This window comes from Microbacterium sp. (assembly GCF_035277845.1).
Classification (GTDB): Bacteria; Actinomycetota; Actinomycetes; order Actinomycetales; family Microbacteriaceae; genus Microbacterium.
Genome location: NZ_DATEJS010000055.1, coordinates 14,020 through 40,066, shown reverse-complemented (window position 1 = coordinate 40,066; position 26,047 = coordinate 14,020). Strand labels below are relative to the sequence as shown.

General features: G+C 70.5%; 26 protein-coding genes and 2 tRNA genes. 14 read left to right on the top strand and 14 right to left on the bottom strand.

The window, feature by feature from the left end:
• Nucleotides 1-52 precede the first annotated feature (52 nt).
• The 8 genes from mnmA (at nt 53) to VJR25_RS02200 (ending at nt 9,183) form a co-directional block, all read left to right on the top strand.
• Nucleotides 53-1,150, top strand: a complete 1,098-nt coding sequence (gene mnmA / locus VJR25_RS02235; protein WP_324112068.1) for a tRNA 2-thiouridine(34) synthase MnmA — start codon at nt 53-55, stop codon at nt 1,148-1,150.
• A gap of 44 nt (nt 1,151-1,194) precedes the next feature.
• Nucleotides 1,195-3,492: an NAD-dependent DNA ligase LigA gene (gene ligA, locus VJR25_RS02230; protein WP_324112067.1), complete on the top strand. Its 2,298-nt coding sequence runs from the start codon at nt 1,195-1,197 to the stop codon at nt 3,490-3,492.
• Between the two features lie 84 nt (nt 3,493-3,576).
• Nucleotides 3,577-3,876: an Asp-tRNA(Asn)/Glu-tRNA(Gln) amidotransferase subunit GatC gene (gene gatC / locus VJR25_RS02225; protein ID WP_324112065.1), complete on the top strand. Its 300-nt coding sequence runs from the start codon at nt 3,577-3,579 to the stop codon at nt 3,874-3,876.
• A gap of 14 nt (nt 3,877-3,890) precedes the next feature.
• Complete coding sequence (gene gatA / locus VJR25_RS02220) at nt 3,891-5,420, top strand: Asp-tRNA(Asn)/Glu-tRNA(Gln) amidotransferase subunit GatA (RefSeq protein ID WP_324112063.1); 1,530 nt, start codon at nt 3,891-3,893, stop codon at nt 5,418-5,420.
• Nucleotides 5,420-6,919 (top strand): Asp-tRNA(Asn)/Glu-tRNA(Gln) amidotransferase subunit GatB, encoded by a 1,500-nt coding sequence (gene gatB, locus VJR25_RS02215; RefSeq protein WP_324112061.1) that lies wholly within the window; start codon nt 5,420-5,422, stop codon nt 6,917-6,919. Before gatA ends, gatB begins: the two co-directional genes overlap by 1 nt.
• 65 nt (nt 6,920-6,984) lie before the next feature.
• Nucleotides 6,985-8,244, top strand: a complete 1,260-nt coding sequence (gene dinB / locus VJR25_RS02210; protein ID WP_324112059.1) for a DNA polymerase IV — start codon at nt 6,985-6,987, stop codon at nt 8,242-8,244.
• A 50-nt stretch (nt 8,245-8,294) separates the two neighbouring features.
• Complete coding sequence (locus VJR25_RS02205; protein ID WP_324112057.1) at nt 8,295-8,615, top strand: hypothetical protein; 321 nt, start codon at nt 8,295-8,297, stop codon at nt 8,613-8,615.
• The gene (locus VJR25_RS02200) at nt 8,590-9,183 is read left to right on the top strand and encodes a hypothetical protein (protein WP_324112055.1); all 594 of its coding nucleotides are present in this window, start codon (nt 8,590-8,592) and stop codon (nt 9,181-9,183) included. Before VJR25_RS02205 ends, VJR25_RS02200 begins: the two co-directional genes overlap by 26 nt.
• Nucleotides 9,184-9,196: 13 nt before the next feature.
• On the opposite strand, the gene VJR25_RS02195 is transcribed toward VJR25_RS02200, so the two are convergent.
• From VJR25_RS02195 to VJR25_RS02160, 8 genes are all read right to left on the bottom strand, one after another.
• Entirely contained in the window at nt 9,197-9,679 is a 483-nt protein-coding gene (locus tag VJR25_RS02195; RefSeq protein WP_324112053.1) for a DUF2017 family protein, read from the bottom strand.
• Nucleotides 9,676-9,981: an ATP-dependent Clp protease adapter ClpS gene (clpS, locus tag VJR25_RS02190; protein ID WP_414683706.1), complete on the bottom strand. Its 306-nt coding sequence runs from the start codon at nt 9,979-9,981 to the stop codon at nt 9,676-9,678. The genes VJR25_RS02195 and clpS overlap by 4 nt, the downstream gene beginning before the upstream one ends.
• On the bottom strand, nt 9,972-10,328 hold the full coding sequence (locus VJR25_RS02185; protein WP_324112051.1) for a metallopeptidase family protein: 357 nt from the start codon (nt 10,326-10,328) through the stop codon (nt 9,972-9,974). Before VJR25_RS02185 ends, clpS begins: the two co-directional genes overlap by 10 nt.
• Nucleotides 10,329-10,346: 18 nt before the next feature.
• Nucleotides 10,347-10,422, bottom strand: a tRNA-His gene (locus VJR25_RS02180).
• A gap of 37 nt (nt 10,423-10,459) precedes the next feature.
• Nucleotides 10,460-11,086, bottom strand: a complete 627-nt coding sequence (gene orn, locus VJR25_RS02175; protein WP_324112049.1) for an oligoribonuclease — start codon at nt 11,084-11,086, stop codon at nt 10,460-10,462.
• 52 nt (nt 11,087-11,138) lie between these two features.
• Nucleotides 11,139-11,651 carry a peptide-methionine (S)-S-oxide reductase MsrA gene (gene msrA, locus VJR25_RS02170; protein WP_324112047.1) on the bottom strand — a complete coding sequence of 171 codons (513 nt, stop codon included), beginning with the start codon at nt 11,649-11,651 and terminating at the stop codon, nt 11,139-11,141.
• 129 nt (nt 11,652-11,780) lie between these two features.
• Nucleotides 11,781-11,853 (bottom strand) — tRNA-Arg (locus VJR25_RS02165).
• 13 nt (nt 11,854-11,866) lie between these two features.
• A complete protein-coding gene (locus VJR25_RS02160; RefSeq protein WP_324112044.1) occupies nt 11,867-12,523 on the bottom strand; it encodes a hypothetical protein in 657 nt (218 codons plus the stop codon).
• Between the two features lie 61 nt (nt 12,524-12,584).
• Between VJR25_RS02160 and VJR25_RS02155 the strand changes: the two genes are divergently transcribed.
• A complete protein-coding gene (locus tag VJR25_RS02155) occupies nt 12,585-14,012 on the top strand; it encodes a PLP-dependent aminotransferase family protein (RefSeq protein ID WP_324112042.1) in 1,428 nt (475 codons plus the stop codon).
• Nucleotides 14,013-14,020: 8 nt separating this feature from the next.
• Here VJR25_RS02155 and VJR25_RS02150 read toward each other — a convergent pair whose 3' ends face one another.
• On the bottom strand, nt 14,021-14,284 hold the full coding sequence (locus VJR25_RS02150) for a hypothetical protein (RefSeq protein ID WP_324112040.1): 264 nt from the start codon (nt 14,282-14,284) through the stop codon (nt 14,021-14,023).
• A 286-nt stretch (nt 14,285-14,570) separates the two neighbouring features.
• Here VJR25_RS02150 and VJR25_RS02145 point away from each other — a divergent pair, with 286 nt between their 5' ends.
• The 3 genes from VJR25_RS02145 to VJR25_RS02135 all read left to right on the top strand — a co-directional run bounded on the left by VJR25_RS02145 (nt 14,571) and on the right by VJR25_RS02135 (nt 17,410).
• On the top strand, nt 14,571-15,098 hold the full coding sequence (locus VJR25_RS02145) for a single-stranded DNA-binding protein (RefSeq protein ID WP_324112038.1): 528 nt from the start codon (nt 14,571-14,573) through the stop codon (nt 15,096-15,098).
• 115 nt (nt 15,099-15,213) lie between these two features.
• Nucleotides 15,214-16,893 carry an energy-dependent translational throttle protein EttA gene (gene ettA, locus VJR25_RS02140; protein ID WP_324112036.1) on the top strand — a complete coding sequence of 560 codons (1,680 nt, stop codon included), beginning with the start codon at nt 15,214-15,216 and terminating at the stop codon, nt 16,891-16,893.
• Nucleotides 16,886-17,410: a thioesterase family protein gene (locus VJR25_RS02135; protein WP_324112033.1), complete on the top strand. Its 525-nt coding sequence runs from the start codon at nt 16,886-16,888 to the stop codon at nt 17,408-17,410. Before ettA ends, VJR25_RS02135 begins: the two co-directional genes overlap by 8 nt.
• A gap of 70 nt (nt 17,411-17,480) precedes the next feature.
• Here VJR25_RS02135 and VJR25_RS02130 read toward each other — a convergent pair whose 3' ends face one another.
• Complete coding sequence (locus tag VJR25_RS02130; RefSeq protein WP_324112031.1) at nt 17,481-18,368, bottom strand: acyl-CoA thioesterase II; 888 nt, start codon at nt 18,366-18,368, stop codon at nt 17,481-17,483.
• Between the two features lie 96 nt (nt 18,369-18,464).
• Between VJR25_RS02130 and VJR25_RS02125 the strand changes: the two genes are divergently transcribed.
• Nucleotides 18,465-19,109 (top strand): hypothetical protein, encoded by a 645-nt coding sequence (locus VJR25_RS02125; protein ID WP_324112028.1) that lies wholly within the window; start codon nt 18,465-18,467, stop codon nt 19,107-19,109.
• A 60-nt stretch (nt 19,110-19,169) separates the two neighbouring features.
• Nucleotides 19,170-20,156: a magnesium/cobalt transporter CorA gene (gene corA / locus VJR25_RS02120; protein WP_324112026.1), complete on the top strand. Its 987-nt coding sequence runs from the start codon at nt 19,170-19,172 to the stop codon at nt 20,154-20,156.
• A gap of 34 nt (nt 20,157-20,190) precedes the next feature.
• Here the strand turns inward: corA and VJR25_RS02115 are convergent, their stop codons facing one another.
• Genes VJR25_RS02115 through pepN form a run of 4 tightly spaced genes read right to left on the bottom strand, consistent with a single transcriptional unit; the run spans nt 20,191 to nt 25,922 of the window.
• On the bottom strand, nt 20,191-21,843 hold the full coding sequence (locus tag VJR25_RS02115; protein ID WP_324112072.1) for an FAD-binding dehydrogenase: 1,653 nt from the start codon (nt 21,841-21,843) through the stop codon (nt 20,191-20,193).
• Between the two features lie 2 nt (nt 21,844-21,845).
• Complete coding sequence (locus tag VJR25_RS02110; protein WP_324112024.1) at nt 21,846-22,310, bottom strand: globin; 465 nt, start codon at nt 22,308-22,310, stop codon at nt 21,846-21,848.
• Entirely contained in the window at nt 22,300-23,364 is a 1,065-nt protein-coding gene (locus VJR25_RS02105; RefSeq protein WP_324112022.1) for a mechanosensitive ion channel family protein, read from the bottom strand. Before VJR25_RS02105 ends, VJR25_RS02110 begins: the two co-directional genes overlap by 11 nt.
• Nucleotides 23,365-23,375: 11 nt before the next feature.
• On the bottom strand, nt 23,376-25,922 hold the full coding sequence (pepN, locus tag VJR25_RS02100; RefSeq protein ID WP_324112020.1) for an aminopeptidase N: 2,547 nt from the start codon (nt 25,920-25,922) through the stop codon (nt 23,376-23,378).
• Nucleotides 25,923-26,047: the final 125 nt, after the last annotated feature.

Below are 26,047 nucleotides of genomic sequence, written 5' to 3'. Positions count from 1 at the left end.
GGCGCCGCGGTCGCCCAGCCGGCACCCACGTCCCGCTCGTAGACTGGGCTCCATGCGTGTTCTGGCGGCCATGAGCGGGGGAGTGGACTCCGCCGTCGCCGCGGCGCGCGCGGTCGACGCCGGCCACGACGTCGTCGGCGTGCACCTCGCGCTGTCCCGCGCCGGCGGCACGCTGCGCACGGGAAGCCGCGGGTGCTGCACCATCGAGGATGCACTCGACGCCCGGCGGGCAGCCGACCTGCTCGGCATCCCCTTCTACGTGTGGGATTTCTCGGAGCGCTTCCGCGACGACGTGATCGCCGACTTCGTCGCCGAGTACCAGGCGGGGCGCACCCCCAACCCGTGCATGCGCTGCAACGAGAAGATCAAGTTCGCGGCACTCCTCGAGCGCGCGCTGGAGCTCGGTTTCGACGCCGTCTGCACCGGCCACTACGCCACGCTCGTCGACACCGCGGCGGGTCGGGAGCTGCACCGCGCCTCCGACGCGGCGAAGGACCAGTCGTACGTGCTCGGCGTGCTCGACGCCGAGCAGCTGGCGCACACGTACTTCCCGCTCGGGTCCACGCCGTCGAAGGCGATCGTGCGCGCGGAGGCCGCCGAGCGCGGTCTGACCGTGGCGCAGAAGCCGGACAGCTACGACATCTGCTTCATCCCGGACGGGGACACCCGTGGCTGGCTGGCCGACAAGGTGGGCGCCGAGTCCGGCGACATCGTGGATGCCGCCGGAGCGGTCATCGGCCGGCACGAGGGGGCGCACGCGTTCACGGTCGGGCAGCGACGCGGACTGAAGCTCGGCGTGCCGGCGCCCGATGGGAAGCCGCGGTTCGTCCTCGAGGTGCGACCCGTGTCGAACACGGTCGTGGTGGGACCGAAAGAGGCCCTGTCGATCGGCGAGATCGCGGGCGACCGGTTCTCGTGGGCGGGGCGCGCGCCCGAGACGGATGCGTTCGCGTGCGACGTGCAGATCCGCGCGCACGCCGACCCGGTGCCGGCCCGTGCCGAGCTGCGGGGCGGCGAGGTCGTGGTGCGTCCGGATGCCCCGTTCGAGGGCGTCGCGCCCGGCCAGACGGCGGTGCTCTACGACGGCACGCGGGTGATCGGCCAGTTCACGATCGCGCGCACGGTGTCGGCGGTGCCCGCGGGCGTGTGATCCGCCGCCCGGTCGATGTCCGAGGCGCCTCCTAGACTGGCGGGGTGACCGAGCCAGGCGACGAGACCACGATCGATTTCGACCAGGCGCGCAGCGCGGCGACAGCCCTGCGTGAGCTCATCGAGCAGTACCGGGTGGTCTACTACTCCGAAGGTGCGAGTCTCGTCAGCGACGCCCAGTACGACGAGAAGATCCACGAGCTCGAGGCGCTGGAGCGGGCGTTCCCGGAGCTGATCTCCGCCGACAGCCCGACCCAGCAGGTGGGTGCGGGCATCGTCTCGGTCGGTTTCCCGCCGCACGAGCACGCGGAGCGCATGCTCAGCCTCGACAACGTCTTCTCCATCGACGAGCTGCGCGACTGGGCGCACAAGACCCGCGAAGCCGCCGGCCAGCCGGTGCGGTGGCTCAGCGAGCTCAAGATCGACGGGCTCGCGATCAGCCTGGCCTATCGCGACGGGGTGCTCGAGACCGCCACCACCCGGGGCGACGGGCGCGTCGGCGAGGACATCACCGAGAACGTCGAGTGGATCCCCGCGATCCCGAGGCGGCTGTCCGGGGCCGGCTGGCCGGCGTTCTTCGAGGTGCGCGGCGAGGTGTTCCTGCGCGGCGCGGACTTCGAGGCGCTGAACGAGCGCCAGCACAGCCTGCAGGCGGCCTGGGTGGCCGAGCAGCTCGCCAAGGGGCGCGACGCCGAGGCGATCCCCACCCGGTTCCCGGAGTTCGCGAACGCCCGCAACACGGCGGCGGGCAGCCTGCGCCAGCGCACCGAGAACAAGACGCCCGAACAGCTGCGACTGATGCGCGAACGCCTCGGCCGCCTCTCGCTGTACCTGCACGGCATCGGCGCCTGGCAGCATCCCGACGTGCCGAACCAGTCCGAGATCTACGACGTGCTGGCCGGCTGGGGGCTGCCGGTCTCGCCGCACACGCGGGTGTTCGACACCATCGACCAGGTCGCCGACTACATCGCCGCGCGCGGCGAGCACCGCCACGACATCGAGCACGAGATCGACGGCATCGTGGTCAAGGTCGACGAGCTCGCGCTGCACGACGTGCTCGGTGCGACCAGCCGTGCCCCGCGCTGGGCGATCGCGTACAAGTACCCGCCCGAAGAGGTCTACACGACGCTGCTCGACATCATCGTCGGCGTCGGGCGCACCGGCCGGGCGACCCCCTACGCGGTGATGGAGCCAGTGCGGGTGGCTGGCTCCACCGTCCGGCAGGCGACGCTGCACAACCAGCAGGTCGTGAAGGCGAAGGGAGTGATGATCGGCGACACCGTCGTGCTCCGCAAGGCCGGCGACGTCATCCCCGAGATCCTCGGTGCCGTTATCGAACGGCGCGACGGCTCGCAACGCGAGTGGCACATGCCGGAGGCGTGTCCCGAGTGCGGCTCGACGCTGCGCCCCATGAAGGAGGGCGACATCGATCTGCGCTGCCCGAACGCCCGGGCCTGCCCGGCCCAGGTGCGCGGGCGGGTGGAGCACATCGGATCGCGCGGCGCGCTGGACATCGAGGCGCTGGGCGAGGTCACCGCCGCGGCGCTCACGCAGCCCGCCGGTCCCGTCGCCGCCCCGCTGCCGACGGAGGCGCGGCTGTTCGAACTGACGCTCGACGAACTCGTGCCGATCGAGGTCGTCGTCCGGGACGCCGAGACCGGCCTGCCGAAGGAGGATGACGAGGGCGAGGTCAAGAAGCGCTCGCCGTTCCGGCGCAACGCCACGGCGGCGGAGAAGCGCGAGGGCATGAACGCGCGACAGCCGTCCAGCACCGCCGTGAAGCTGCTCGCCGAGCTCGAAAGGGCCAAGACCAAGGAGCTGTGGCGGCTTCTCGTGTCGCTCAACATCCGCCACGTCGGGCCCGTCGCCGCGCGCGCCCTCGCCCAGTGGTTCGGCTCCCTCGACGCCATCCGCGCCGCCTCCCGGGAAGACCTCGCGCAGGTCGAAGGGGTCGGCTCGATCATCGCCGACTCGCTGCTGGAGTGGTTCGAGGTCGACTGGCACCGCGAGATCGTCGAGCGGTGGACCGCCGCCGGCGTCCAGTGGGCCACTCCCGGACACCCCGGTCCCGGAGCGGTGACGGCGGGCGGGGGCGTTCTCGACGGGCTCACGGTCGTCGCGACCGGTTCGCTCGAGGGCTACACGCGCGACGGCGCCCAGGAGGCGATCATCGCCGCCGGCGGCAAGGCGGCGTCCAGCGTGTCCAAGAAGACGGACTTCGTCGCGGCCGGGCCCGGGGCGGGATCCAAGCTCGCGAAGGCGGAGGAGCTCGGCATCCGCATCCTGGACGCCGCGCAGTTCAAGATCCTCGTCGAACAGGGGCCGGACGCGCTGGACGCGTGACGCCCGGCGGCCGCGTCACGCGTCGGAAGGCTCCGGGCCGGACCCGACACGGAGCCGAAACAGGCGCCCGCCTAGAATGGGGGAGTGTCTGAAATCACCCCCGATCTTGTGCGCCATCTCGGCGTTCTCGCGCGGATCCAGCTGAGCGACGACGAGGTCACGCGCCTCACCGGCCAGCTCGACGTGATCGTCGACAACATCGCCAAGGTGTCGCAGGTCGCGACGCCCGACGTTGTCGCGACGAGTCATCCGATCCCGCTGTCGAACGTCTACCGTCCCGACGAAGTGGGCGAGACGCTCACCCGCGAGCAGGCGCTGCAGAATGCGCCGGATGCCGCCGACGGTCGCTTCCGCGTGACCGCGATCCTCGGTGAAGAACAGTGACAGAGGGAAGCACAGTGACCGACATCATCCGGCTTTCCGCTGCCGACCTGGCCGCGAAGCTCGCGGCGGGCGACATCTCCAGCGTCGAGGCGACCCGTGCGCACCTGGACCGCATCGCCGCCGTGGACGGCGACGTGCACGCGTTCCTGCACGTCAACGGCCAGGCCGTCGCCGTGGCCGAGGGCATCGACCGTCGCCGCGCGGCCGGAGAGGCCCTCGGTGAACTGGCCGGCGTGCCGCTCGCGATCAAGGACGTCCTCGTCACCACCGACATGCCCTCCACGAGCGGATCGAAGATCCTCGAGGGCTACATGTCGCCGTTCGACGCGACCGTCGTCGCCCGGGCGCGCGCAGCCGGCCTCGTGCCCCTCGGCAAGACGAACATGGACGAGTTCGCCATGGGCTCGTCGACCGAGCACTCAGCCTACGGCCCGACCCGCAACCCGTGGGACCTCGACCGCATCCCCGGCGGCTCGGGCGGTGGATCGGCGGCGGCCGTCGCCGCGTTCGAGGCTCCCCTCGCACTCGGCTCCGACACAGGCGGCTCGATCCGCCAGCCCGCCCACGTCACCGGCACCGTCGGGATGAAGCCGACGTACGGCGGCGTGAGCCGGTACGGCGCGATCGCGCTGGCCTCGTCTCTCGACCAGGTCGGGCCCGTCACGCGCACCGTGCTCGACTCCGGGCTGCTGCACGATGTCATCGGCGGTCACGACCACCGCGACTCGACCTCGCTCACCGACGCCTGGCCGTCGTTCGCCGCGGCAGCCCGCGAGGGCGCCTCGGGCGACGTCCTCAAGGGTCTGCGGGTCGGTGTGATCACGGAGCTGCCGGACAGCGGGTTCCAGCCCGGCGTCGCGGCCTCCTTCCGTGCCTCGCTCGACCTCATGCAGGCGCACGGCGCCGAGATCGTCGAGATCAGCGCGCCGCACTTCGAATACGGCGTCGCCGCCTACTACCTGATCCTTCCCGCCGAGGCGTCCAGCAACCTGGCCAAGTTCGACTCGGTGCGCTTCGGCATGCGGGTGGCGAACACGGGAGGCACCGTCGAGGACGTCATGGCCGCGACCCGCGACGCCGGGTTCGGCGAAGAGGTCAAGCGCCGCATCATCCTGGGCACCTACGCGCTGTCGGCCGGGTACTACGACGCCTACTACGGCAGCGCCCAGAAGGTGCGCACGCTCATCCAGCAGGACTTCGCGTCGGCGTTCGCCCAGGTGGACGTCATCGCCACGCCCTCCGCCCCGACCACCGCGTTCCGGATCGGCGAGCGGATCGACGACCCGCTGCAGATGTACCTCAACGACGTGACCACGATCCCCGCGAACCTCGCCGGCGTGCCGGGGATCTCGATCCCGTCGGGCCTCGCCGCCGAGGACGGCCTGCCCGTCGGCATCCAGTTCCTCGCGCCCGCGCGGGAGGATGCCCGCCTGTACCGCGTCGGTGCAGCGCTCGAGGCGGCGCTGGTCGACAGCTGGGGAGCCCCGCTGCTCGATCGCGCCCCGGCCCTCACCCCCACCACCGGATCGACGGGAGCCCGCTGATGGCCAAGGACACCCTGATGGACTTCGACAAGGCGCTGGAGCTGTTCGAGCCGGTGCTCGGCTTCGAGGTGCACGTCGAGCTGAACACCAAGACGAAGATGTTCTCGGCCGCGCCGAACTCGTTCGGCCGCGATCCCAACACCGACCTCGCGCCCGTCGATCTCGGTCTTCCCGGTTCGCTGCCGGTGGTCAACGAGCAGGCCGTGCGGTACTCGATCAGCCTGGGCCTCGCCCTCGGCTGCTCGATCGCGCCGTCGAGCCGTTTCGCCCGCAAGAACTACTTCTACCCGGACCTCGGCAAGAACTACCAGATCTCCCAGTACGACGAGCCCATCGCGTTCGACGGGCAGGTCGAGGTGGAACTCGAGGGCGGCGAGCTCGTGAAGATCCCGATCGAACGTGCGCACATGGAGGAGGATGCCGGCAAGCTCACCCACGTGGGCGGCTCGACCGGTCGCATCCAGGGCGCCGAGTACTCGCTCGTCGACTACAACCGTGCCGGGGTGCCGCTCGTCGAGATCGTGACGCGTCCGATCTTCGGCGCGGAGCACCGGGCGCCCGCGCTCGCCGCGGCGTACGTGCGCACCATCCGCGACCTCGTGCTGGCACTCGGGATCTCGGATGCCCGCATGGAGCGCGGCAACCTCCGCTGCGACGCGAACGTGTCGTTGCGCCCGCGCGGGCAGGAGCGACTCGGCACGCGCACCGAGACGAAGAACGTCAACTCGATGCGCTCCGTCGAGCGCGCCGTGCGGTACGAGATCCAGCGGCAGGCGGCGATCCTCGCCGACGGCGGTTCCATCACCCAGGAGACGCGTCACTGGCACGAGGACACCGGCACCACGTCGCCCGGACGTCCGAAGTCGGACGCCGACGACTACCGGTACTTCCCGGAGCCGGATCTGCTGCCCGTCGAGCCGTCGCTCGAGCTCATCGAACAGCTGCGCGCCGCGCTGCCCGAGCCGCCCGCCGAGCGTCGCCGTCGCCTCAAGGCCGAGTGGGGCTGCACCGACCTCGAATTCCAGGACGTCGTCAACGGCGGCGTGCTCGCCGAGGTGGAGGCGACCGTCGCCGCCGGCACCAGCCCGGCCGCGGCCCGCAAATGGTGGACCGGTGAGATCGCACGACTCGCGAATCTGCAGGAGCGCGAAGCGACCGAGCTGGTGGCGCCGGCCGATGTGGCGGCGCTGCAGCAGCTCGTCGACGCCGGCACGCTGACCGACAAGCTCGCCCGCCAGGTGCTCGAGGGCATGGTCGCGGGCGAGGGGACGCCGCAGCAGATCGTCGACGCCCGGGGACTCGCGGTCGTGTCCGACGACGGCGCGCTGATCGCCGCGATCGACGAGGCGCTCGCCTCCCAGCCCGACGTCCTCGAGAAGATCCGCGACGGCAAGGTGCAGGCCGCCGGCGCCGTCATCGGCGCTGTCATGAAGGCGATGAAGGGCCAGGCGGATGCCGCCCGCGTGCGCGAGCTCATCCTGGAGCGCGCCGGATCCTGACACCGCGGGACTCCGCGACGCGACCCTCCGACCTCGATGTCGGAGGGTCGCGTCACAATAGGGGGATGGGTCGCGCGGACGGAACGGGGCGCCTGGTCTCGCGGCCGGGCGCGGACGACAGCGGCACCCGCATCCTGCACGTCGACATGGATGCGTTCTACGCATCCGTCGCGGTGCTCGACGATCCGTCGCTGCGGGGCAAGGCGCTCATCATCGGCGCACCCGAGGGGCGCAGCGTGGTCTCGAGTGCGTCGTACGAGGCGCGGCGGTTCGGCGTCCGATCCGCGATGCCCGTGTCGCAGGCGCTCCGATTGTGCCCGCATGCGATCACCGTCGCCCCGCGCTTCGAGCGGTACGTCGAGGTGTCGCGCCAGGTCTTCGACGTGTTCCGCAGCATCACGCCGCTCGTCGAGCCGCTCTCGATCGACGAGGCGTTCCTCGACGTGGGTGGGGCCCGGCGACTGTGGGGGAGCCCCGGCACGATCGCGGTCATGCTGCGCGAGCGCATCCTCGACGAGGTGGGCATCGTCTGCAGCGTGGGGGTCGCGTCGACCAAGCACGTCGCCAAGATGGCATCGACGATCAGCAAGCCCGACGGGCTGCTCATCGTTCCCGCACACCGCACCCTCGAGTTCCTCGAGCCGCGCAGCGTGCGCGCGCTGTGGGGCGTGGGCCCCAAGGCCGCCGAAGCCCTGGCGGGGCGGGGCATCCACACCGTCGCCGACGTGATCCGCACACCGCAGGCGGTGCTGGTGCGTGCGCTCGGCCCCGCCATGGCGGAGCGCATCGGCGACCTCGCACGCGGCATCGACCCCCGCGTCGTCGAGACGGAGCGGGTGGAGAAGAGCGTCGGCCACGAGGAGACGTTCCACGCCGACATCGCGGATGCCGGCGTGCTGCGAAGCGAGCTGCGACGTCTCGCCGATCGCGTCGGGGCACGCCTGCGCGCCCAGGAATGGACGGCCGGCTCGGTGTCGATCAAGATCCGGTTCGCCGATTTCACGACCGTGACCCGCACCCAGACGCTCCCCACGCCCACGTCGGTCGGCCAGCGCATCGGCGAGGCGGCGCTCGACCTGTTCGACGCGCTCGAGCGGCGCCAGGCCGTCCGTCTCGTGGGTGTGCGCGCTGAGAAGCTGCGACCGGCGAGCGGCACCGTCGCCGGTCTCTGGGACGACGACGAGGAGTGGCGGAGCCTGGAGGGTGCGGTCGATGACGTGTCGGCGCGCTTCGGCAAGGGCGCCGTCACGCGCGCGACGCTGCTGGGGGCGCGGCGGGACGTCGCCGCTCTGCCGTCCAACCCCCGGCCCGGGCAGGTGCCGTGAGCCACGCGGCGTCGGGTGCGTCGGGTGCGCCCGCGCGCTAGCGTGGAGGCATGCCCAATCTCGCAGTGGAACTCGGCCAGCAAGCCTTGGCGTTCGGTGTGCACAGCGCCTACGGCGAGCCGCAGGATGTCGACGGTGTGCACTTCATCCCGGTGGCCGTGACCTGGTCGGGCTTCGGCGCCGGTTCGGATGACGTCGGCAACGGCGGGGGAGCAGGCGGCGGCTGGGCGATCCCCGTCGGCGCCTATGTGCGCCGGGCCGGCGGTCTGCGATTCGAAGCCAACCCGGTCGCCATGCTCGCCGTCGCCATCCCGTTCGTGTGGGTCGCGGGTCGTGCGCTCAGCCGTGTCATCCGCGCTCGCAAGAAGTAGTCGCGACCCCGTCCGCCTCGCCCTCGACTCGGCTGTCGCCGCGGTCGTGGGCGCCGTGCGGGCGCAGGCGGTGTCGAACCCCGTCATCCTCGTCGACGGCTGCAGCGGCTCCGGAAAGAGCACGCTCGCCCGCGCGATCGTGTCGGCGTGGCCGTTGCGCGGGCGTGTCCAGCTGGTGGCGCTCGATTCGCTCTACCCGGGGTGGGACGGTCTCGCGGACGGCGTCGAGACGGCGCGTGCGAACGTGCTCTATCCGCATGCGCGCGGCACGGTCGGTGTCTGGCAGCGGTGGGACTGGACGGCCGGAGAATACGCGGAAGCGCACGCGGTCGACCCGGCGCTGCCGCTCATCGTCGAGGGGTCCGGCATCATCACCGAGCAGACGGCGGCGCTGAGCGACATCCGGGTCTGGCTGGAGTCGCCCGCGGACTCCCGGCGCAGGCGAGCACTCGCCCGGGACGGTGACACATACCGTCCGCACTGGGACCGATGGGCAGCCCAGGAGAGGGTGCATGTGCAGCAGGATGCTCCGCAGCGGCTGGCGACGCTGCGGTTCGACGTGCCGTGACGCCCGCTGCGCCTCAGTCGCGTCCCATGGCGGACTCGACGAGCTGATCCAGCCGGAAGGCGAGCCACTCGTACACACCGTACCGAGGGTCGTCGACCGGCTGCGTGTCCTCGTCGGTGATCCCGATGCGCGTCGCCAGCACCAGTCGCAGCGCCGTGAGGGTGCGCAGCCAGGCCGGCAGATGCGCGGAGTCGACGGCGATGGGGACGACGTCGTGGGCGGCCTCCGAGTCGAGCACTGCGACATCCACCGGTCCGAGCATGTCGAGGACGGTCTGGGCGTCGGCGCGGCGGGTCTCGAGCAGGTCCGCCTCGGTCAGGGCGCGGAAGTCGGCGGACGCCGACGGATCGTCCGGGTAGGCCGAGGGGACGAGGCGCGCGACGGCCGGGTCATCCGCCGGAGACTCCTCGAGCACCACCAGGAAATCCCGCACCAGCATCGACAGATGCGCGGTCTCGGCCCGGGTGAGGTCCAGCAGCGCGCCACCGGGGGTCATCCGTCGACCTCCCGCACCGTCGCCCACAGGCCGTAGTCGTGCATCGCGCGGGCGTGCAGCTCCATCTGCTCACGGGCGCCCTCGGCCACGACCGCGTGGCCGTCCTGGTGCACGTGGAGCATGAGCGTGGTCGCCTTCTCCCGGCTGTAGCCGAAGTGCGTGCGGAACACGTAGACCACGTAGCTCATCAGGTTGACCGGATCGTTCCACACGACGGTCTGCCAGGGACGCAGGGCACGGGCGTCGAGCCGCTGGTCCAGGCGCTCGTCGACATCGGGAGCGGCGACGCCGGTCACGCCCACCCCAGCTCGTGAAGGCGCTCGTCGTCGATGCCGTAGAAATGTCCGATCTCGTGCACCAGGGTGGTGTGCACTTCGTCACGGAGCTCCGCCTCGGTGTCGCACGCCGCGAGGTGGGGCTCGCGGTACAGGATGATGCGGTCCGGCAGCTCGCCGATGCCGTACCGGTCGCGCTCCGTCAGGGCGATGCCGTCATACAGACCGAGCAGATCGAGGCTGCCGTCCTCGGGGCGGTCCTCCACCACGAACACGACGTTGTCGAGGCCGTCGATCATGTCGTCGGGCAGTCGATCGAGCTCATCCGTGACGAGCTTCTCGAATGCTTCGGCATCCCATTCGTCCATGCGCATGCTGCTCTCATGAAGATATGGGGTGAGTAACGGGACTTGAACCCGCGACCCCCTGGACCACAACCAGGTGCTCTACCAACTGAGCTATACCCACCGTGTCCCCGGCGTGCCGGGGCAACCCTACGATTCTGTCATACGTTGGGCGCAAACAACGAAACGGCCGCCGCTGCCGCGGCTCTGGCCTCGTCGCTCGAGGGTCCGGGGTCGCTCACGAACACCGACTGGCGGTAGTAGGCGAGTTCCCGGATCGATTCGCGGATGTCGGTGAGGGCCCGGTGCTCGCCCTCCTTGGCGGGGGCGTTGAAGTAGGCGCGCGGAAACCAGCGGTGCGAGAGCTCCTTGATGCTGGAGACGTCGATGTTCCGGTAGTGCAGCCAGCGATCGACCCGGGGCATGTATTTGGCCAGGAACATCCGGTCTGTGCCGATCGTGTTGCCGGCCAGAGGCGCCTTGCCCTCGAGAGGCACGAAGCGCTGGATGTACTCGAGCACCTCGAACTCCGCCTCGCCGAGCGTCACGCCGCCGGGGATCTCTTCGAGCAGACCGGACTTGCGGTGCATGTTGGTGACGAAGTCGTTCATATGCTCGAGAGCCGAGGTGTCGGGCTTGATCACGATCTGGAACCCCGAATCGAGGGGACGCAGCTCAAAATCCGTCACGACCACGGCGACTTCGACGAGCTCGTCGACCTCGAGATCGAGGCCCGTCATCTCGCAGTCGATCCACACCAGCCGGTCGTTCTCTGAAGATGCCACCATGGGGGACATCCTAATGACCGGCTCGGACATCGGCCGCCGGGCGGCGGCGCCGTCAGACGTCGGCGGAGCGTCGCGGCAGGCGCCAGTTCGGCCGCACGAAGTGGCAGGTGTAGCCGCCGGGGTGCTTGCGCAGGTAGTCCTGGTGCTCTTCCTCGGCCTCCCAGAACGCGCTGGCGGGCTCCACCTCCGTGACGGCCGGTCCCGGCCACAGGCCGGACGCGTCGACGTCCGCGATGGTGTCGCGAGCGGTGCGCTCCTGCTCGTCGGACGCGAAGAAGATCGCGCTGCGGTAGCTGCGCCCGATGTCGTTGCCCTGCCGATTGCGCGTGGACGGGTCGTGGATCTGGAAGAAGAACTCCAGCAGCTCCCGGTACGTGATGACGTCGGGGTCGAAGACGATCTCCACGGCCTCGGCGTGATCGCCGTGGTGGCGGTAGGTCGCATTCGGGGTGGTGGGATCGCCCGAGTATCCGACGCGGGTCGAGATCACACCGGGGCTGGTGCGCAGCAGCTCCTGGGCGCCCCAGAAGCATCCGCCGGCGAGGATCGCGTGTTCAGCAGCCATGACGTTTCTCCCTTCGTGCACGGCGTGGTCGACGCAGCGCACTCGTTTCGGTTCAGTGATGACAACGTCGCGGGAGGCGGCATCGTTCCCGAGTGTCGAAGGATGTGTCGCACCGCTGCGGCCACTGCGCCCCCCCGGGAGGATTCGAACCCCCGACCTGGCGGGTAGAAACCGCTCGCTCTGTCCCCTGAGCTACGGAGGGAAGGGGTTCCAGGTTACCGGTCGCCGTCCCCTGCCGGGTAGCCGACCGTCGTCGGTGCCGGCTCCACGGGGACGGTGCGGCGCGATCCTGGCACTGCCCGCCGCGTGTCCAGCAGCGGCAGGGTCAGCCCGACGAGCGGGCCGATCCCGAACGCGAACACGACCGTTCCGATCCCCACCGAGCCGCCCAGCAGCCATCCCACCGCGAGCACGGTGACCTCGACCCCGCCGCGGCAGAGCCAGATCGGCCAGCCCAGGCGCGCGTGCATCCCGACCATGAGACCGTCGCGGGGCCCGGGGCCGAAATGGGCCCCGATGTAGAGTCCGCTCGCGACGGCGACGAGCAGGATGCCCGTGACGAACAGGGTGACGCGCAGGAGGAGCGAATCCACCTCGGGCACCGCCGTGATCGTCAGCTGCATGGCGGTGCCGACGACGAGGATGTTCGCGATGGTGCCGATTCCGGGCTTCTGACGCAGGGGGATCCACAGCAGCAGCACCAGCAGCCCGACGATGTTCGTGATCCACCCGACGCCGATCCCGGTGTGCAGCGAGAGTCCCTGGGCGAACACCGTCCAGGGGTCGAGACCGAAGCCGGCACGGATCATGAGCCCGTCGCCGACCCCGTACAGAGCAAGGCCGAGGATCAGCTGCACCACCCGTCGCGTCATATCTCCATCCAACCCGAAAATTGGCCCGGTTGTCAGTGGCCAATCGTCGTAAGGTGGCCTTATGAATACACGGCTGTCGGCGCGGGCCCTCGCGACTCTTCTCGGTGTGTGGCGTCAGCGCGAGCCCGCATACGAGTCGTTGGCGGATGCCGTGCGGCTGCTGTGCCTGGACGGCCGGATCGTCGCGCGGACGGGCCTGCCGGCGGAACGCGAACTCGCCGCGGAGCTCGGCGTGAGCCGGACGACGGTCGCATCGGCCTACCAGAGCCTGCGCGACTCCGGTCACATCGAGAGCCACCGTGGCGCAGGCAGCGTCACGCTCCCCGCATCCCAGCGGATCGTCGAACTGGGCGCAGCACGTGGCGGGATCGACCTGCAGAAGGCCTGCCCGCCGGCGTGGCCAGGCCTCGCCTCGCTCGCCGGAGAGGTGATGCAGCAGGCGACGACGTTCATCGGGCAGGCCGGATACGACATGATCGGCAGCGAGAGCCTGCGATCGGCCATCGCCGATCGCTACACCCGGCGGGGGCTGCCCACATCGCCGGAGGAGATCCTCGTCACCAATGGTGCGCAGGCGGCGATCCACCTGATCGCAGCCGTGATGGTGGGACGCGCCGACCGCGTCGCGATCGAGACGCCCACGTATCCGCATGCAGCCGACGCGCTGCGGGCCGCAGGTGCGCGTCTGGTGCCGCTGCCGGTGTCGAGCGAGACCGGCTGGGACATCGACCAGGCCGAACAGGTCTTCGCGCGTACCCGGCCGCTGCTCGCCTACCTCATGCCCGTGTACCAGAACCCGACCGGGCGCAGCATGAGCGCGCTCGAGCGCGACGCCGTCGTCCGCGCTGCGGGTCATGCCGGGACGATCCTCATCGTCGATGAGACGACGGCTGATCTCTCCGTCGGCGACGGACCCCTGTTCGGCCCCGTGCTGTCCGACGGGCTGTGCCGGATCGTGCACCTCGGCTCGCTCGGAAAGACCGTGTGGGGAGGTCTGCGGGTGGGATGGATCCGGGCAGCACCGGACCTCCTCAGTCGGCTCGTCGCGCATCGGCCCGCGTTCGATCTCGGCACGCCGGACCTCGACCAGGCCATCGCCGCGCTCGCCGTCCGGCGGCTGGACGACATCCTGCCGCAGCGGCGCGCCCTGCTGCGTGCGGGCAGGGATGCGCTTCTCGAGGCCATGGCCGCGCAGCTGCCGGACTGGACGGCGCGCACTCCCGACGGGGGTGTGTCTCTGTGGGTGGATCTCGGTGCGCCGGTCAGCACCGCTCTCGTGGTCGCCGCGCACGCGCACGGGCTGCACCTGACCGCGGGTCCCCGCTTCGGGATCGGCGGCGGCCACGATGCCCGTCTGCGGATCCCGTTCACCGCCGCCCCGGAGGAGTTGCGCGCCGCGGTCGGGATCCTCGCCGATGTGTGGCCGGCGGTCTCCCAGCGCGCCGGGACGGCGATCCGCGGCACGGCTCTCGTCGACGCGGTCGTCTGACATCCGGTTCAGCCGGCGTAACGGAGCGCATCGACGGCGTCCGTCCGGCGGTGGAACTCCCCGACGGTGACGAGCGCACCGGTGGCGCGCCGGTAGCGCGACGCCCGGAACCGTGAGCCGTGCTGATCGCTCACATCGTCGAGATGGCCGATGATGCGGCCGGCGCCGTCGACGACCCGCCATCGCCCGGATCTCACCGGGACGAGTCGCGGTGTCGCGCTGAGCGGGCGGCTCGGTGCACCGACTGCGGTGTCGATCGGGATGATGGTCATGTCTGCCTCCTCACCGTGAACATACGTTCGACCTCCGACATCGACGTCGGCGCAGGCTGGCGCGGGGCTCCTGCGCGGGTTCGTGAGGGTCGGCCCGCGGCAGCGCTCGGGGCCGGTCCGTCCACAGGTGAGGCCGCGTGCCGCCTTCTCCACAGATCCGGCCCGGCCCTGTCGCGGCGCACCGCCCGCGGGTCAGGGTGGTCCTGTCTCCGGTGCCCGGCAACCAGGGCACGCGGGCACCGGAGACAGCGGGGAGGTTCCCCGCCGAATACCGAGAGGAACGCACATGAGCGACACCATCACCGTCACGGGGAACATCACCGAACCCGAGCTGCGCCACCTGCCGAGCGGCGTCGCGGTGCTCAGCTTCAAAGTGGGAAGCTCGCACCGCATGCTCGACAAGACCCAGAACAAGTGGGTCGAGACCGGCACGAGCTGGTACGCGGTCTCCGCCTTCCGCGGGCTGGCCGATCACGGATTCGCGTCGCTGCACCGTGGCGACCGCGTCGTCGTGCACGGCCGGATCAAGCTGCGGGAGTGGGAGAACGGATCGGGCTCGAAGGGCTTCTCCGCCGAGATCGAGGCGGACAGCATCGGACATGACCTCCTGTTCGGCACCACCACATTCGTGAAGGCCGTGGCGGGTGCTCCCGAGGCGTGGGCCGCCTCGGGTGGCGAGCCCGACGACGCCGCGCGTCCGGTGGCAGCCGACGGGGGCGATGCGGCCGGCGCCCCGGATGCCCGCGGCGGCGCAGCTTCCGTACCGGAGCTTGCGCTCGCCGGATCGGGTGCGTCGGGGGAGACGCCGTTCTGACGCACGCCGCGGCCGGTGCCCGCCGGTGCTGGGGGCGCCGCGCCGTGTCGAGCGCGGATGCCTCATGCGCTGGACGCCCGATCGCGGGGTGAACCCCGCATAGACTGGTCCGGTTATGGCTGAATACATCTACCAGATGGTCCGCGCCCGCAAGGCGGTCGGTGAGAAGCTCATCCTCGACGATGTCACGATGGCGTTCCTTCCGGGTGCCAAGATCGGCATGGTCGGTCCGAACGGCGCCGGTAAGTCGACGATCCTGAAGATCATGGCCGGGCTCGACAACCCGTCCAACGGCGACGCCAAGCTCACGCCGGGCTTCAGCGTCGGCATCCTCATGCAGGAGCCCGTGCTCGACGAGTCGAAGACGGTGCTGGAGAACATCCAGGACGGGATCGCCATCAAGGCGAAGGTCGACCGCTTCAACGAGATCTCCGGGCTGATGGCGGATCCGGATGCCGACTTCGATGCGCTGCTCGCAGAGATGGGCGCGCTCCAGGAGGAGATCGACGCAGCTGACGCCTGGGATCTCGACTCCCAGCTCGACCAGGCCATGGACGCTCTGCGCACCCCGCCGGGGGACGCCCTCGTCGCACCGCTCTCCGGCGGTGAGAAGCGCCGCGTCGCGCTGGCCAAGCTGCTGCTGCAGAAGCCCGACCTGCTGCTGCTCGACGAGCCCACGAACCACCTCGATGCCGAGAGCGTGCTCTGGCTCGAGCAGCACCTGCAGAAGTACCCCGGAGCGGTGATCGCGATCACCCACGACCGGTACTTCCTCGACAACGTCGCGGAATGGATCGCCGAGGTCGACCGGGGCCGGCTCATCGGCTACGAGGGCAACTACTCGACCTACCTCGAGAAGAAGGCCGAGCGCCTGGAGGTTCAGGGTAAGAAGGACGCCAAACTCGCCAAGCGCCTCGCCGAGGAGCTCGACTGGGTGCGCAGCAACGCCAAGGGCCGCCAGGCCAAGTCGAAGGCGCGCCTGGCCCGCTACGAGGAGATGGCCGCCGAGGCCGAGCGCACCCGCAAGCTCGACTTCGAGGAGATCACGATCCCGCCGGGGCCGCGCCTCGGGAGCGTCGTCATCGAGGCGAAGAAACTGCAGAAGGGCTTCGACGGCCGGTCGCTCATCGACGGTCTCAGTTTCAGCCTCCCGCCGAACGGCATCGTCGGCGTCATCGGCCCGAACGGCGTCGGCAAGACCACGCTGTTCAAGACGATCGTCGGCATCGAAGAGCTCGACGGCGGCGACCTGAAGATCGGCGAGACCGTCCAGATCAGCTATGTCGACCAGTCCCGCGGCGGCATCGACCCGGACAAGACGCTGTGGGAGGTCGTCTCCGACGGCCTCGACTTCATCACCGTCGGCAAGACGGAGATCCCGTCACGTGCGTACGTGTCCAAGTTCGGGTTCAAGGGGCCGGACCAGCAGAAGAAGGCGGGTGTGCTCTCCGGCGGTGAGCGCAACCGGCTGAACCTCGCGCTGACGCTCAAGCAGGGCGGCAACCTGCTGCTTCTGGACGAGCCCACGAACGACCTCGACGTCGAGACCCTGCAGTCGCTCGAGAACGCCCTTCTCGAGTTCCCGGGCTGCGCCGTGGTCGTGACGCACGACCGGTGGTTCCTCGACCGGATCGCGACGCACATCCTCGCGTACGAGGGCACCGACGAGAATCCCGACCGGTGGCACTGGTTCGAGGGCAACTTCGAGGCCTACGAGCGGAACAAGGTCGAGCGTCTGGGCGTCGAGGCTGCGCGTCCGCATCGCACGACCTACCGGAAGCTCACGCGTGACTGAGAGCCCGACGGCTTCCGGCCCGGCCGGCGACGGCGAACGCCTCCACGTCCCGATCCCCCTCAGATGGGGCGACCTGGACGCGTTCAACCATGTCAACAACACGGCCATGCTGAAGCTGCTCGAAGAGGCCCGCGTGCGGGTCTTCTGGCGGCCGGATCCGGGCGAGGCGGCACCGTCGACCGCGGTGCTCGAGTCCGGCCTGCACGCAGGCGTGCTGACGCTGATCGCGCGGCAGGAGATCGAGTACTACGCGCCGGTGCCGTACGGACGGCATCCGCTCGACGTCCAGCTGTGGTTCAGCAGGCTCGGCGGGTCCAGCATCGACGTCTGCTACGACGTGTGCTCACCGCTCGAGACCGCGTCGGAGGATGCTCCGCAGACGATCTACGCCCGCGCGCTCACCATCGTGGTGAAGGTGGATGCGGCATCCGGCCGTCCCCTGCGGTTGAGTGCCGAGGAGCGGGCCGCCTGGTCGCCGTACCTGGGGCCGCCGCCGGCGTTCACGCACCGCCGCTGACGCGCCGAGCCTGACCCACCGCCGCTGAGCCGAGGCGCTGCGGACGACAGGCGCCCCGGTCCGCAGCGCGCTATCCGGCGACCTCCGGCACGCGGACCATGATCTCCTGCGCCACGCTCGCCAGCAGACGTCCGTCGCGCTGATAGACCCGCCCGTGCGCGAGACCGCGCCCGCCGCGGGCGCTCGGGGAGTGCTGCACGTACAGCATCCAGTCGTCCACGCGCCCCGGCCGGTGCCACCACATGGCGTGATCCAGGCTCGCGACCTTGAGCCCGCGGGTCGCCCACGGCACCCCGTGCGCCCGCAGGATCGACTCCTGGATGGTCAGGTCGCTGAGGTACGCGAGCGCCGCCCGGTGGATCGCGGGGTCGTCGGGCAGCGTACGTCGGGTGCGCATCCAGACCGCCTGATGGGGCTGCGGGTCTCCCTCGACGCTCAGGTAGATCGGCGACGGGACGTGCCGCAGATCCACGGGGCGGTCGGTGAACAGGCGCTTCGACATCGGGTGCAGCCCCGCGAGGTGGTCCTCGACGTCCGGCAGCTCCTCCGGCGGCGGAACGTCCGCCGGCATCGGCTTCTGGTGCTCCAGGCCCTCGTCGGCGATCTGGAACGACGCGATCATCGAGAAGATCGGCACGCCCTCCTGGAAGGCCTGCGTGCGACGCGTCGAGAACGAGCGTCCGTCGTGGATGCGGTCCACGGCGAACGTGATGCCGCGGTCCGCGTCGCCGGGGCGCAGGAAGTAGCCGTGCATCGAGTGCGGGGTGCGGTCGCCGTCCACCGTGCGGGACGCCGCGACGATCGACTGCGCGAGCACCTGGCCGCCGTACACACGCCCGAGCGGCATCGGCTGGGACACGCCGGTGAAGATGTCCTCCGTCGTGCGGGCTTCCGATTCCGCGAGATCGAGCACCTCCAGCAGCGACTCGATCGGGTCGATGAGCGGTTCGTCGGTCACGCGCAGCCTCCGGGTGTGGGCGGCACAGGCCGCGCTCCGAGTCTAGGGTCCCGGCGTCGGAGCCCCCGCACAGCCGCGATTGGTAGGTTGGGCAGGATGTCCGCACGCCTTGTGTTCGCCGATTCCGAAGCCGCCGCCGATCTGCTCACCTTCGCCGCGCGCGCCGCGCGGCTCGACGACGGCCTCGTGCACCTGCGCGCCGCCGGCGGCGCCCTGGCCATGAGCTGTGCGGCGCTGACCTCGACCGGCATCCTCGACTCGACCCCGACGGTGCTCGGGATGCGCGTGCTGCCGATCGATCCGGAGCTCGAGTGCGACCTGGTCGTGCAGGCGTCCGCACTGACCGCCGACGGGTCCGACGCGGTCGCACTGCCCGCCAGCGCGACGCGCACGGCCTGGGCCGGGATCGCACCGCCCCGGGCCGGCTGGGAGCAGGCCGGTGAGATGGCCGCATCCCTCATCGCCGCGCGCGCCCAGCACGGGATGGCGTCCGTCGCACACGCGGTGCCGGATGCCGCGGGGGAGGACGTGGTCCGCGCGGTCCGCTCCCGCATCTGGGGCGCGCCCGACGACGATCTGCTCGGGCTTCCCGCCGGCGTGGGGTTCGCCGCGTTCGCCCTCGGATTCATCCACGGCGACGAGGTCGCGACCGTGCGCACCGCCGGTGTCTGGACGCGGGTGTCCCTGCGGCGTGGGCACGTGCTGGTGCGCCGGCGCCCGTCGGCGGCATCCGCGGCCTGAGGCATCCGACGCGCGTCCGCTGTCAGCGGGCCGACGCGCCCGCTGTGGGAGACTCGGTCGGTGACAGTCATCGACGACGCGATCTACGTCGACGGGCGCCGCGTGGCGACCCCGGCGGGGTTGCAGGACACGTTCGAAGCCCTGCAGGAGCACGGCGGCTTCGCCTGGATCGGCCTGTACCGCCCCGACGCGGCCGAGCTCGGGATCGTGGCCGAGGAGTTCCAGCTGCATCCCCTCGCGGTGGAGGACGCCCTCAAAGGCCATCAGCGCGCCAAGCTCGACCACTTCGGTGAGACGCTGTTCGTCGTGCTGCGCCCGGCTCGCTATCTCGATGAGACGGAGAAAGTCGAGTTCGGCGAGGTGCACACGTTCATCGGCGAGGACTTCCTGGTCGCCGTGCGGCACGCGGAGTCCCCGAACCTCGCGCTCGTGCGCGCGCGGCTCGAAGCCGCCCCGGAGCTGCTGTCCCACGGCCCCCTGGGCGTCTTCTACGCGATCATCGACGAGGTCGTGGACAGGTATCAGCCGGTGCTGCAGGGGCTCGAGGACGACGTCGACGAGATCGAGCAGCAGCTGTTCTCGGACCAGGCGGGCACGGTCGCCAAGCGCATCTACGACCTGTCCGGCGAGGTGATGGACTTCCAGCGCGCCACGAAGCCGCTGATCGCGCTGATCGAGGCGATCCGCGTCGACCTCGGGCGCCGGCACGGCGACCCGTCCGCCCTGGAGCTGCGCCGCTCGTTCCGCGACGTGCTCGACCACGTGCTCCGGGTCGTGGAGAAGACCGAGGAGCTCAAGCAGAACCTGCAGAACGCGCTGAGCGTCAACGCGACCCTCGTCGCGCAGCGCCAGAACGACGCCATGAAGAAGATCTCGGGCTGGGCGGCCATCATCTTCGCGCCCACCCTCATCTCCGGCATCTACGGCATGAACTTCGTGCGCATGCCGGAGCTGCACTTCCTGTGGGGATATCCCGCGGCGCTTCTGGTCATGCTGGCGTTCGCGGTGTTCCTGTACGTGATGTTCAAGAAGCGCAGCTGGCTGTAGCGGCCACGGGCGCCCGCGACGCACGCCACGGCCGTCAGAGCGCCGCGATCGCGCGTCCGGCGTTCCGCCCGGAGAACAGGCAGCCGCCGAGGAAGGTGCCCTCCAGCGCTCGGTAGCCGTGCACGCCGCCGCCCCCGAACCCGGCGGCCTCGCCCACCGCGAACAGCCCCGGAATCGGCTCGCCGTCGGCGCCGAGGGCGCGCGACTGCAGGTCGGTCTGGATGCCGCCGAGGGACTTCCGGGTGATCACGTGGAGCTTCACGGCGATGAGCGGGCCGTTCTGCGGATCCAGGATCCGGTGGGGGCTCGCCGTGCGGATGAGCCGGTCGCCGCGGAACGCGCGCGCCTGGCGCAGCATCGCGATCTGCGCATCCTTCGTGAACTCGTTCTCGATCTCGCGATCCCGGGACACCACCTCGTCGTGCACCCGCTGCGGGTCGAGCGCCTCGCCGCCCGGCAGTTCGCGCATGGCGTCGATGAGGCCCGGCAGCGAGTCGCGCACCACGAAGTCGGCGCCGTGGTCGAGGAAGGCCTGCACGGGGTCGGATGCCCCGCGCCCCAGCCGGGCGCGCAGCAGCTCCGGCACGTCGCGGCCGGTGAGATCCGGATTCTGCTCGCTGCCGGAGAGGGTGAACTCCTTCTCGACGATCCTCCGGGAGAGCACGAACCACGAGTGGTCGTACCCGGTGGCGCGCAGGTGCTGCAGTGTGCCCAGGGTGTCGAAGCCGGGGAACAGCGGCACCGGCAGCCGGCGGCCGGTGGCATCCAGCCAGATCGACGACGGGCCCGGCAGGATGCGGATGCCGTGGTCCGGCCACACCGGATCCCAGTTCCGGATGCCTTCGACGTAGTGCCACATGCGGTCGCCGTTGACGAGCCGGGCGCCCGCGTCGGCGGAAGGCTGCTGCATCGACCCGTCGACGTACGCCGGCACGCCGGTGATCATCGACTCGGGGGCGCTGCCCAGGCGCTTCGGCCACTGTTCCCGCACGAGGTCGTGGTTGCCGCCGATGCCGCCCGAGGCCACGACCACGGCCTCGGCCGAGACCTCGAAGTCGGAGACGGGCGTGCGGGCGGTGGCGACGCCGCGCGCGGCTCCGGACGCTTCGAGGACGTGCCCGGATGCCCCGGTCACCCGCCCGTCCGCGACGGTGAGCCTTGTCACCCGGTGGCGGGGAAGGACCGTGACGAGACCGCCCTCCTCGGCCTCCGCCACGGCCGCGGCGAACGGCTCGACGACGCCGGGGCCGGTGCCCCACGTGATGTGGAACCGGGGGACGGAGTTGCCCGGGCCCATGGCGGTGTAACCGCCGCGCTCGGCCCAGCCGACGACCGGGAAGAAGCCGACGCCCTTCCCGCGCAGCCACGCGCGCTTCTCTCCGGCGGCGAACTGCAGGTAGCCGTCGGCCCAGCGGCGGGCCCAGACGTCCTCCTCGCGGTCGAACCCCGCCGTGCCGAGCCAGTCCTGCCGGGCGAGTTCGAAGCTGTCCCGGATGCCCATGCGCCGCTGCTCCGGCGAGTCGATGAAGAAGAGCCCGCCGAACGACCACCACGCCTGTCCGCCCAGGTTGCTGCGCGGCTCCTGGTCGACGATGATGACGTGCTTGCCGGCGGCGACGGCTTCGGAGGCGGCGACCAGGCCGGAGAGCCCCCATCCGATGACGAGGACGTCGGCCTGGTGCCGCATGCTCATCGCGTGCTCTCGCTGTGCAGGCCGAGACCGGGCCGCCCGTCCGGGTTCGGGCCGCCGGCCGCTCCCGGGGTCGGTTCGAACGTGTTCACCATCGCGTGAGCCGCGCGCTCGAGATAGTCCCACAGCGTGGTCTCGTAGAGCTCGGGCAGCTGCAGCTCGTCCACGGCCACGCGCATGTGCCCGAGCCAGCGGTCGCGCGCCTCCGGGTTGACGTGGAAGGGCACGTGCCGCATGCGCAGCCGGGGGTGACCGCGCCGCTCCCCGTAGGTGGTCGGGCCGCCCCAGTACTGCTCCAGGAACAGCATCAGGCGCTCCGCGGCGGGGCCGAGGTCCTCCTCGGGGTACATCGGGCGCAGCACGTCGTCGGTCGCGACGCCGGCGTAGAAGCGGTCGACCAGCCGCCGGAAGGTCTCGTGCCCGCCGACCTGCTCGTAGAAGGTCGGCATCGCGTCATCCGTCATGCTGCTCCGTTCCGGCATCGGACGCCTTCTTCTGCTTCTTGGGCTGGCGTTTCGGCTTCCAGACCACGTCGGAGTCGATCGGCACGGGCTTGGTGCGCGGGGGGTTGGCGCCGCGGACGCGCTGGGCCCCCTCGAGTCCGGTGAGCATGATCGAGTTCAGCTGCGGAAGCTGGATGCCGAGCTCGTCGATCGCGTTCTTGAGGCGCATGCGCAGCTCGCGGGCGACGTCGTCCTTCGCTCCGGCGCGGGTCTTCATCACCAGCCGGATCACGAGGGCGTCGCCGGAGATCGACTCCAGGCCCCAGACCTCGGGCTGCTCGATGATGCGGGTGCGCCATTTGGCATCCTTGGCGAGGCCGCGCGCGGCCTGCAGCATGCTCTCCTCGACCTCTTCGATGTCGGCATCCACCGGGACGGACAGGTCGATGATCACGCGCGACCACCCGAGCGACATGTTGCCGATGCGGGTGACCTCGCCGTTGCGCACATACCAGAGCGTGCCGTTGACGTCCCGGACCTGCGTGATGCGCACGCTCACCGACTCGACGACGCCGGTCGCGAGCCCGAGGTCGACGACGTCGCCGATGCCGATCTGGTCCTCGGCCACGATGAAGATGCCGTTGAGCACGTCCTTGACGATGTTCTGCGCGCCGAAGCCGAGGCCGGCGCCGACGGCGGCGGTGAGCAGCGTCAGCGATCCGAGCGCGTTCGGCGCCACGATGCCGAGGATCAGCAGCAGCGCGACGATCACCGCCAGGACGTTGACGATGTTGCGCAGGATCGACCCGAGTGTGCGCGTGCGCTGCACGAGCCGGACGGATGCCACCGGCGACCGGTCCAGGGCCATGGTGTCGGCCACCTGGGCCTTGGACTTGGCGCCGTTGACGATCCGGGTGACGACCAGCCGGATGATGCGATGCAGGATCCAGACGATGACGACGGCGGCGACGATGATCCCCGCCACAGCGAGCAGATTTCCGCCCGCATCGACGAGGAAGCTGACGACCGGCGCCCAGAAGCCGGGGCTGGTCACATCGGGGGTGGCGCTGAACACGGCTGAGCCCCTCACTGCTGGGTGTCGCGCTCCTGCACCGCGAGCGCGCGCTCGACGCCGGCGAGGTTCTCGGCGACGAGGCGGCGCAGCGCGGCCGGGGCGTCCGCGTTCTCGCGCAGCCAGGCCCGGGTGGCGTTCTGCAGCTCGAGGTTCGCGAGCGGAGCCGGGTACAGCCCGACGATCAGGTACTGCGCGATCTGGTACGTGCGCGAGTTCCAGATCGGCAGCAGCATGTCGAAGTACGGCTGCACGAACGCCTCGAGCAGGTTGCGGCCGGCGGGATGCACGAAACCGAGTGCGGCGGAGCGGACCACGGTGTTGGGCAGGTCGTCGTGGTCGACGAGCGAGCCCCACGCCTGCTGCTTGGCATCGGCGTCCGGCAGCGCGGCCCTGGCCTGCGCTGCGAACTCGCCGCCCTTCGCCGTGTTGTCGGCGGCGAGGGCCGTGTCGATGTCGGACGCGGTGACGACGCCGCCGGCTGCGAGCGACACCAGCAGCTGCCACGACAGGTCGGTGTCGATCTCGAGGCCCTCGAGGGTGGTCTCCCCGTCGCGCAGCGCCTTGACCCGGGCCCACTGCCCGGATTCCGCGGCAGCGGACGCGAACGCGGTCACCAGCTGCAGCTGGCTGTCGCTGCCGGCCTCGGCGGCCTGCGCGAGCTGCCAGAGCTCGTCGGCGACGCGCACGCGGGTGTTCTCGCGCTCGGCGGGGTCGACGTACGCGTTGGCGGCGAGCAGCAGCTGGCCGAGGGTGGTGCGCACGGTCGTGGACTCGGTCTCGGCGCCGATGTTGGCCAGTACCAGGTCGACGTAGTCGGAGGCGGATGCCTCGGCGTCGCGGGTCTGGTCCCACGCGGCGCCCCACACGAGCGACCGCGCGAGGGGGTCGCTGATCTTCGACACATGGGCGATCGCGGTCGCGAGCGAGCGCTTGTCGAGGCGGATCTTCGCGTACGCGAGGTCGCCGTCGTTGAGCAGCACGAGATCGGGGCGGGCGACGCCCTTGAGCGCCGGCACGTCGGTACGGTCGCCGTCGACGTCGAGCTCGAGGCTGTGCACACGCACGAGCTCGTCGCCCTGCAAGCGGTAGAAGCCGACGCCGAGGCGGTGCGGGCGGATGGTGGGATAGTCGGCCGGAGCGGTCTGCACGATCGCGAAGCGGCTGATGAGGCCCGAGGCATCCTCCTCGATGAGCGGCGTGAGGGTGTTCACCCCGGCCGTCTCCAGCCACTTCCTCGACCACGTGGACAGGTCGCGGCCGCTGGTGACCTCGAGTTCGGCGAGCAGGTCGCCGAGCTCGGTGTTGCCCCACTGGTGCTTGCGGAAGTAGGCGCCGACACCGGCGAAGAACGCGTCGATGCCGACCCACGCGGCGAGCTGCTTGAGCACCGAGCCGCCCTTGGCGTACGTGATGCCGTCGAAGTTCACCTGGACGTCTTCCAGGTCGTTGATCTCGGCCACGACCGGGTGCGTGGAGGGGAGCTGGTCCTGACGGTACGCCCAGGTCTTCTCCATCGCGTTGAACGTGGTCCACGCCTCGGTCCATTCGGTGGCCTCGGCCGTGGCGATCGTGGACGCCCATTCGGCGAACGACTCGTTCAGCCAGAGGTCGTTCCACCACTTCATCGTGACGAGGTCGCCGAACCACATGTGCGCGAGTTCGTGGAGGATCGTGACGACGCGGCGCTCCTTGACGGCGTCGGTCACCTTGCTGCGGAACACGTACGTCTCGGTGAAGGTCACCGCGCCCGCGTTCTCCATGGCGCCCGCGTTGAATTCGGGGACGAACAGCTGGTCGTACTTCTCGAAGGGGTAGGCGACGCCGAACTTCTCCTCGAAGTACGCGAAGCCCTGACGGGTCTTGTCGAAGATGTAGTCCGCGTCGAGATACTGCCACAGGCTCTTGCGGCCGTACACCCCGAGCGGCACGACCGTGCCCGAGGCGCTCGTCAGCTCCGAGAACGTCGCCTCGTACGGCCCGGCGATGAGCGCGGTGATGTACGACGAGATGCGCGGGGTGCGCTCGAAGTCCCACGTCGCCGTGCCGTCGCCGTGCTCGGCGGGCTCGGGGGTGGGGGAGTTGGAGACGACCTTCCACGCGGCCGGCGCCGTGACCGTGAAGCGGAAGCCCGCCTTCAGGTCGGGCTGCTCGAACACGGCGAACACGCGCCGTGAGTCGGGCACCTCGAACTGCGAATACAGGTACGCCTCGCCGTCGACCGGGTCGACGAAGCGGTGCAGGCCCTCGCCCGTGTTCGTGTACAGGCAGTCGGCGTCGACGACGAGCTCGTTCTGCGCCTCGAGGTCGGTCAGCGCGATGCGGGAATCGGCGAATGCGGTGACCGGGATGCTGCGCCCGTTGAGCGTGATCGAGTGCACCTCGCCCGCGATCAGGTCGATGAAGGTGGAAGCCCCGGGAGTCGCCGCGAACCGGACGGTGCTGACGGACCCGAACACCTCCTCGCCGCGGGTGAGGTCGAGTCGCACGTCGTATTCGTGCGTGTCGACGATGGCGCGGCGCTCCTGCGCCTCGATCCGTGTGAGGTTCTCTCCTGGCACTGCGATGCTCCCGTATCGATGAGGGGTCATATGCCGCACATGCTGATGGCACCGACGGCAACCTGACCAAGCCTATGCGACGGCGCCCGTTACGGCCCGTCATGGAGGGGCCGCTGCCAGGGGAC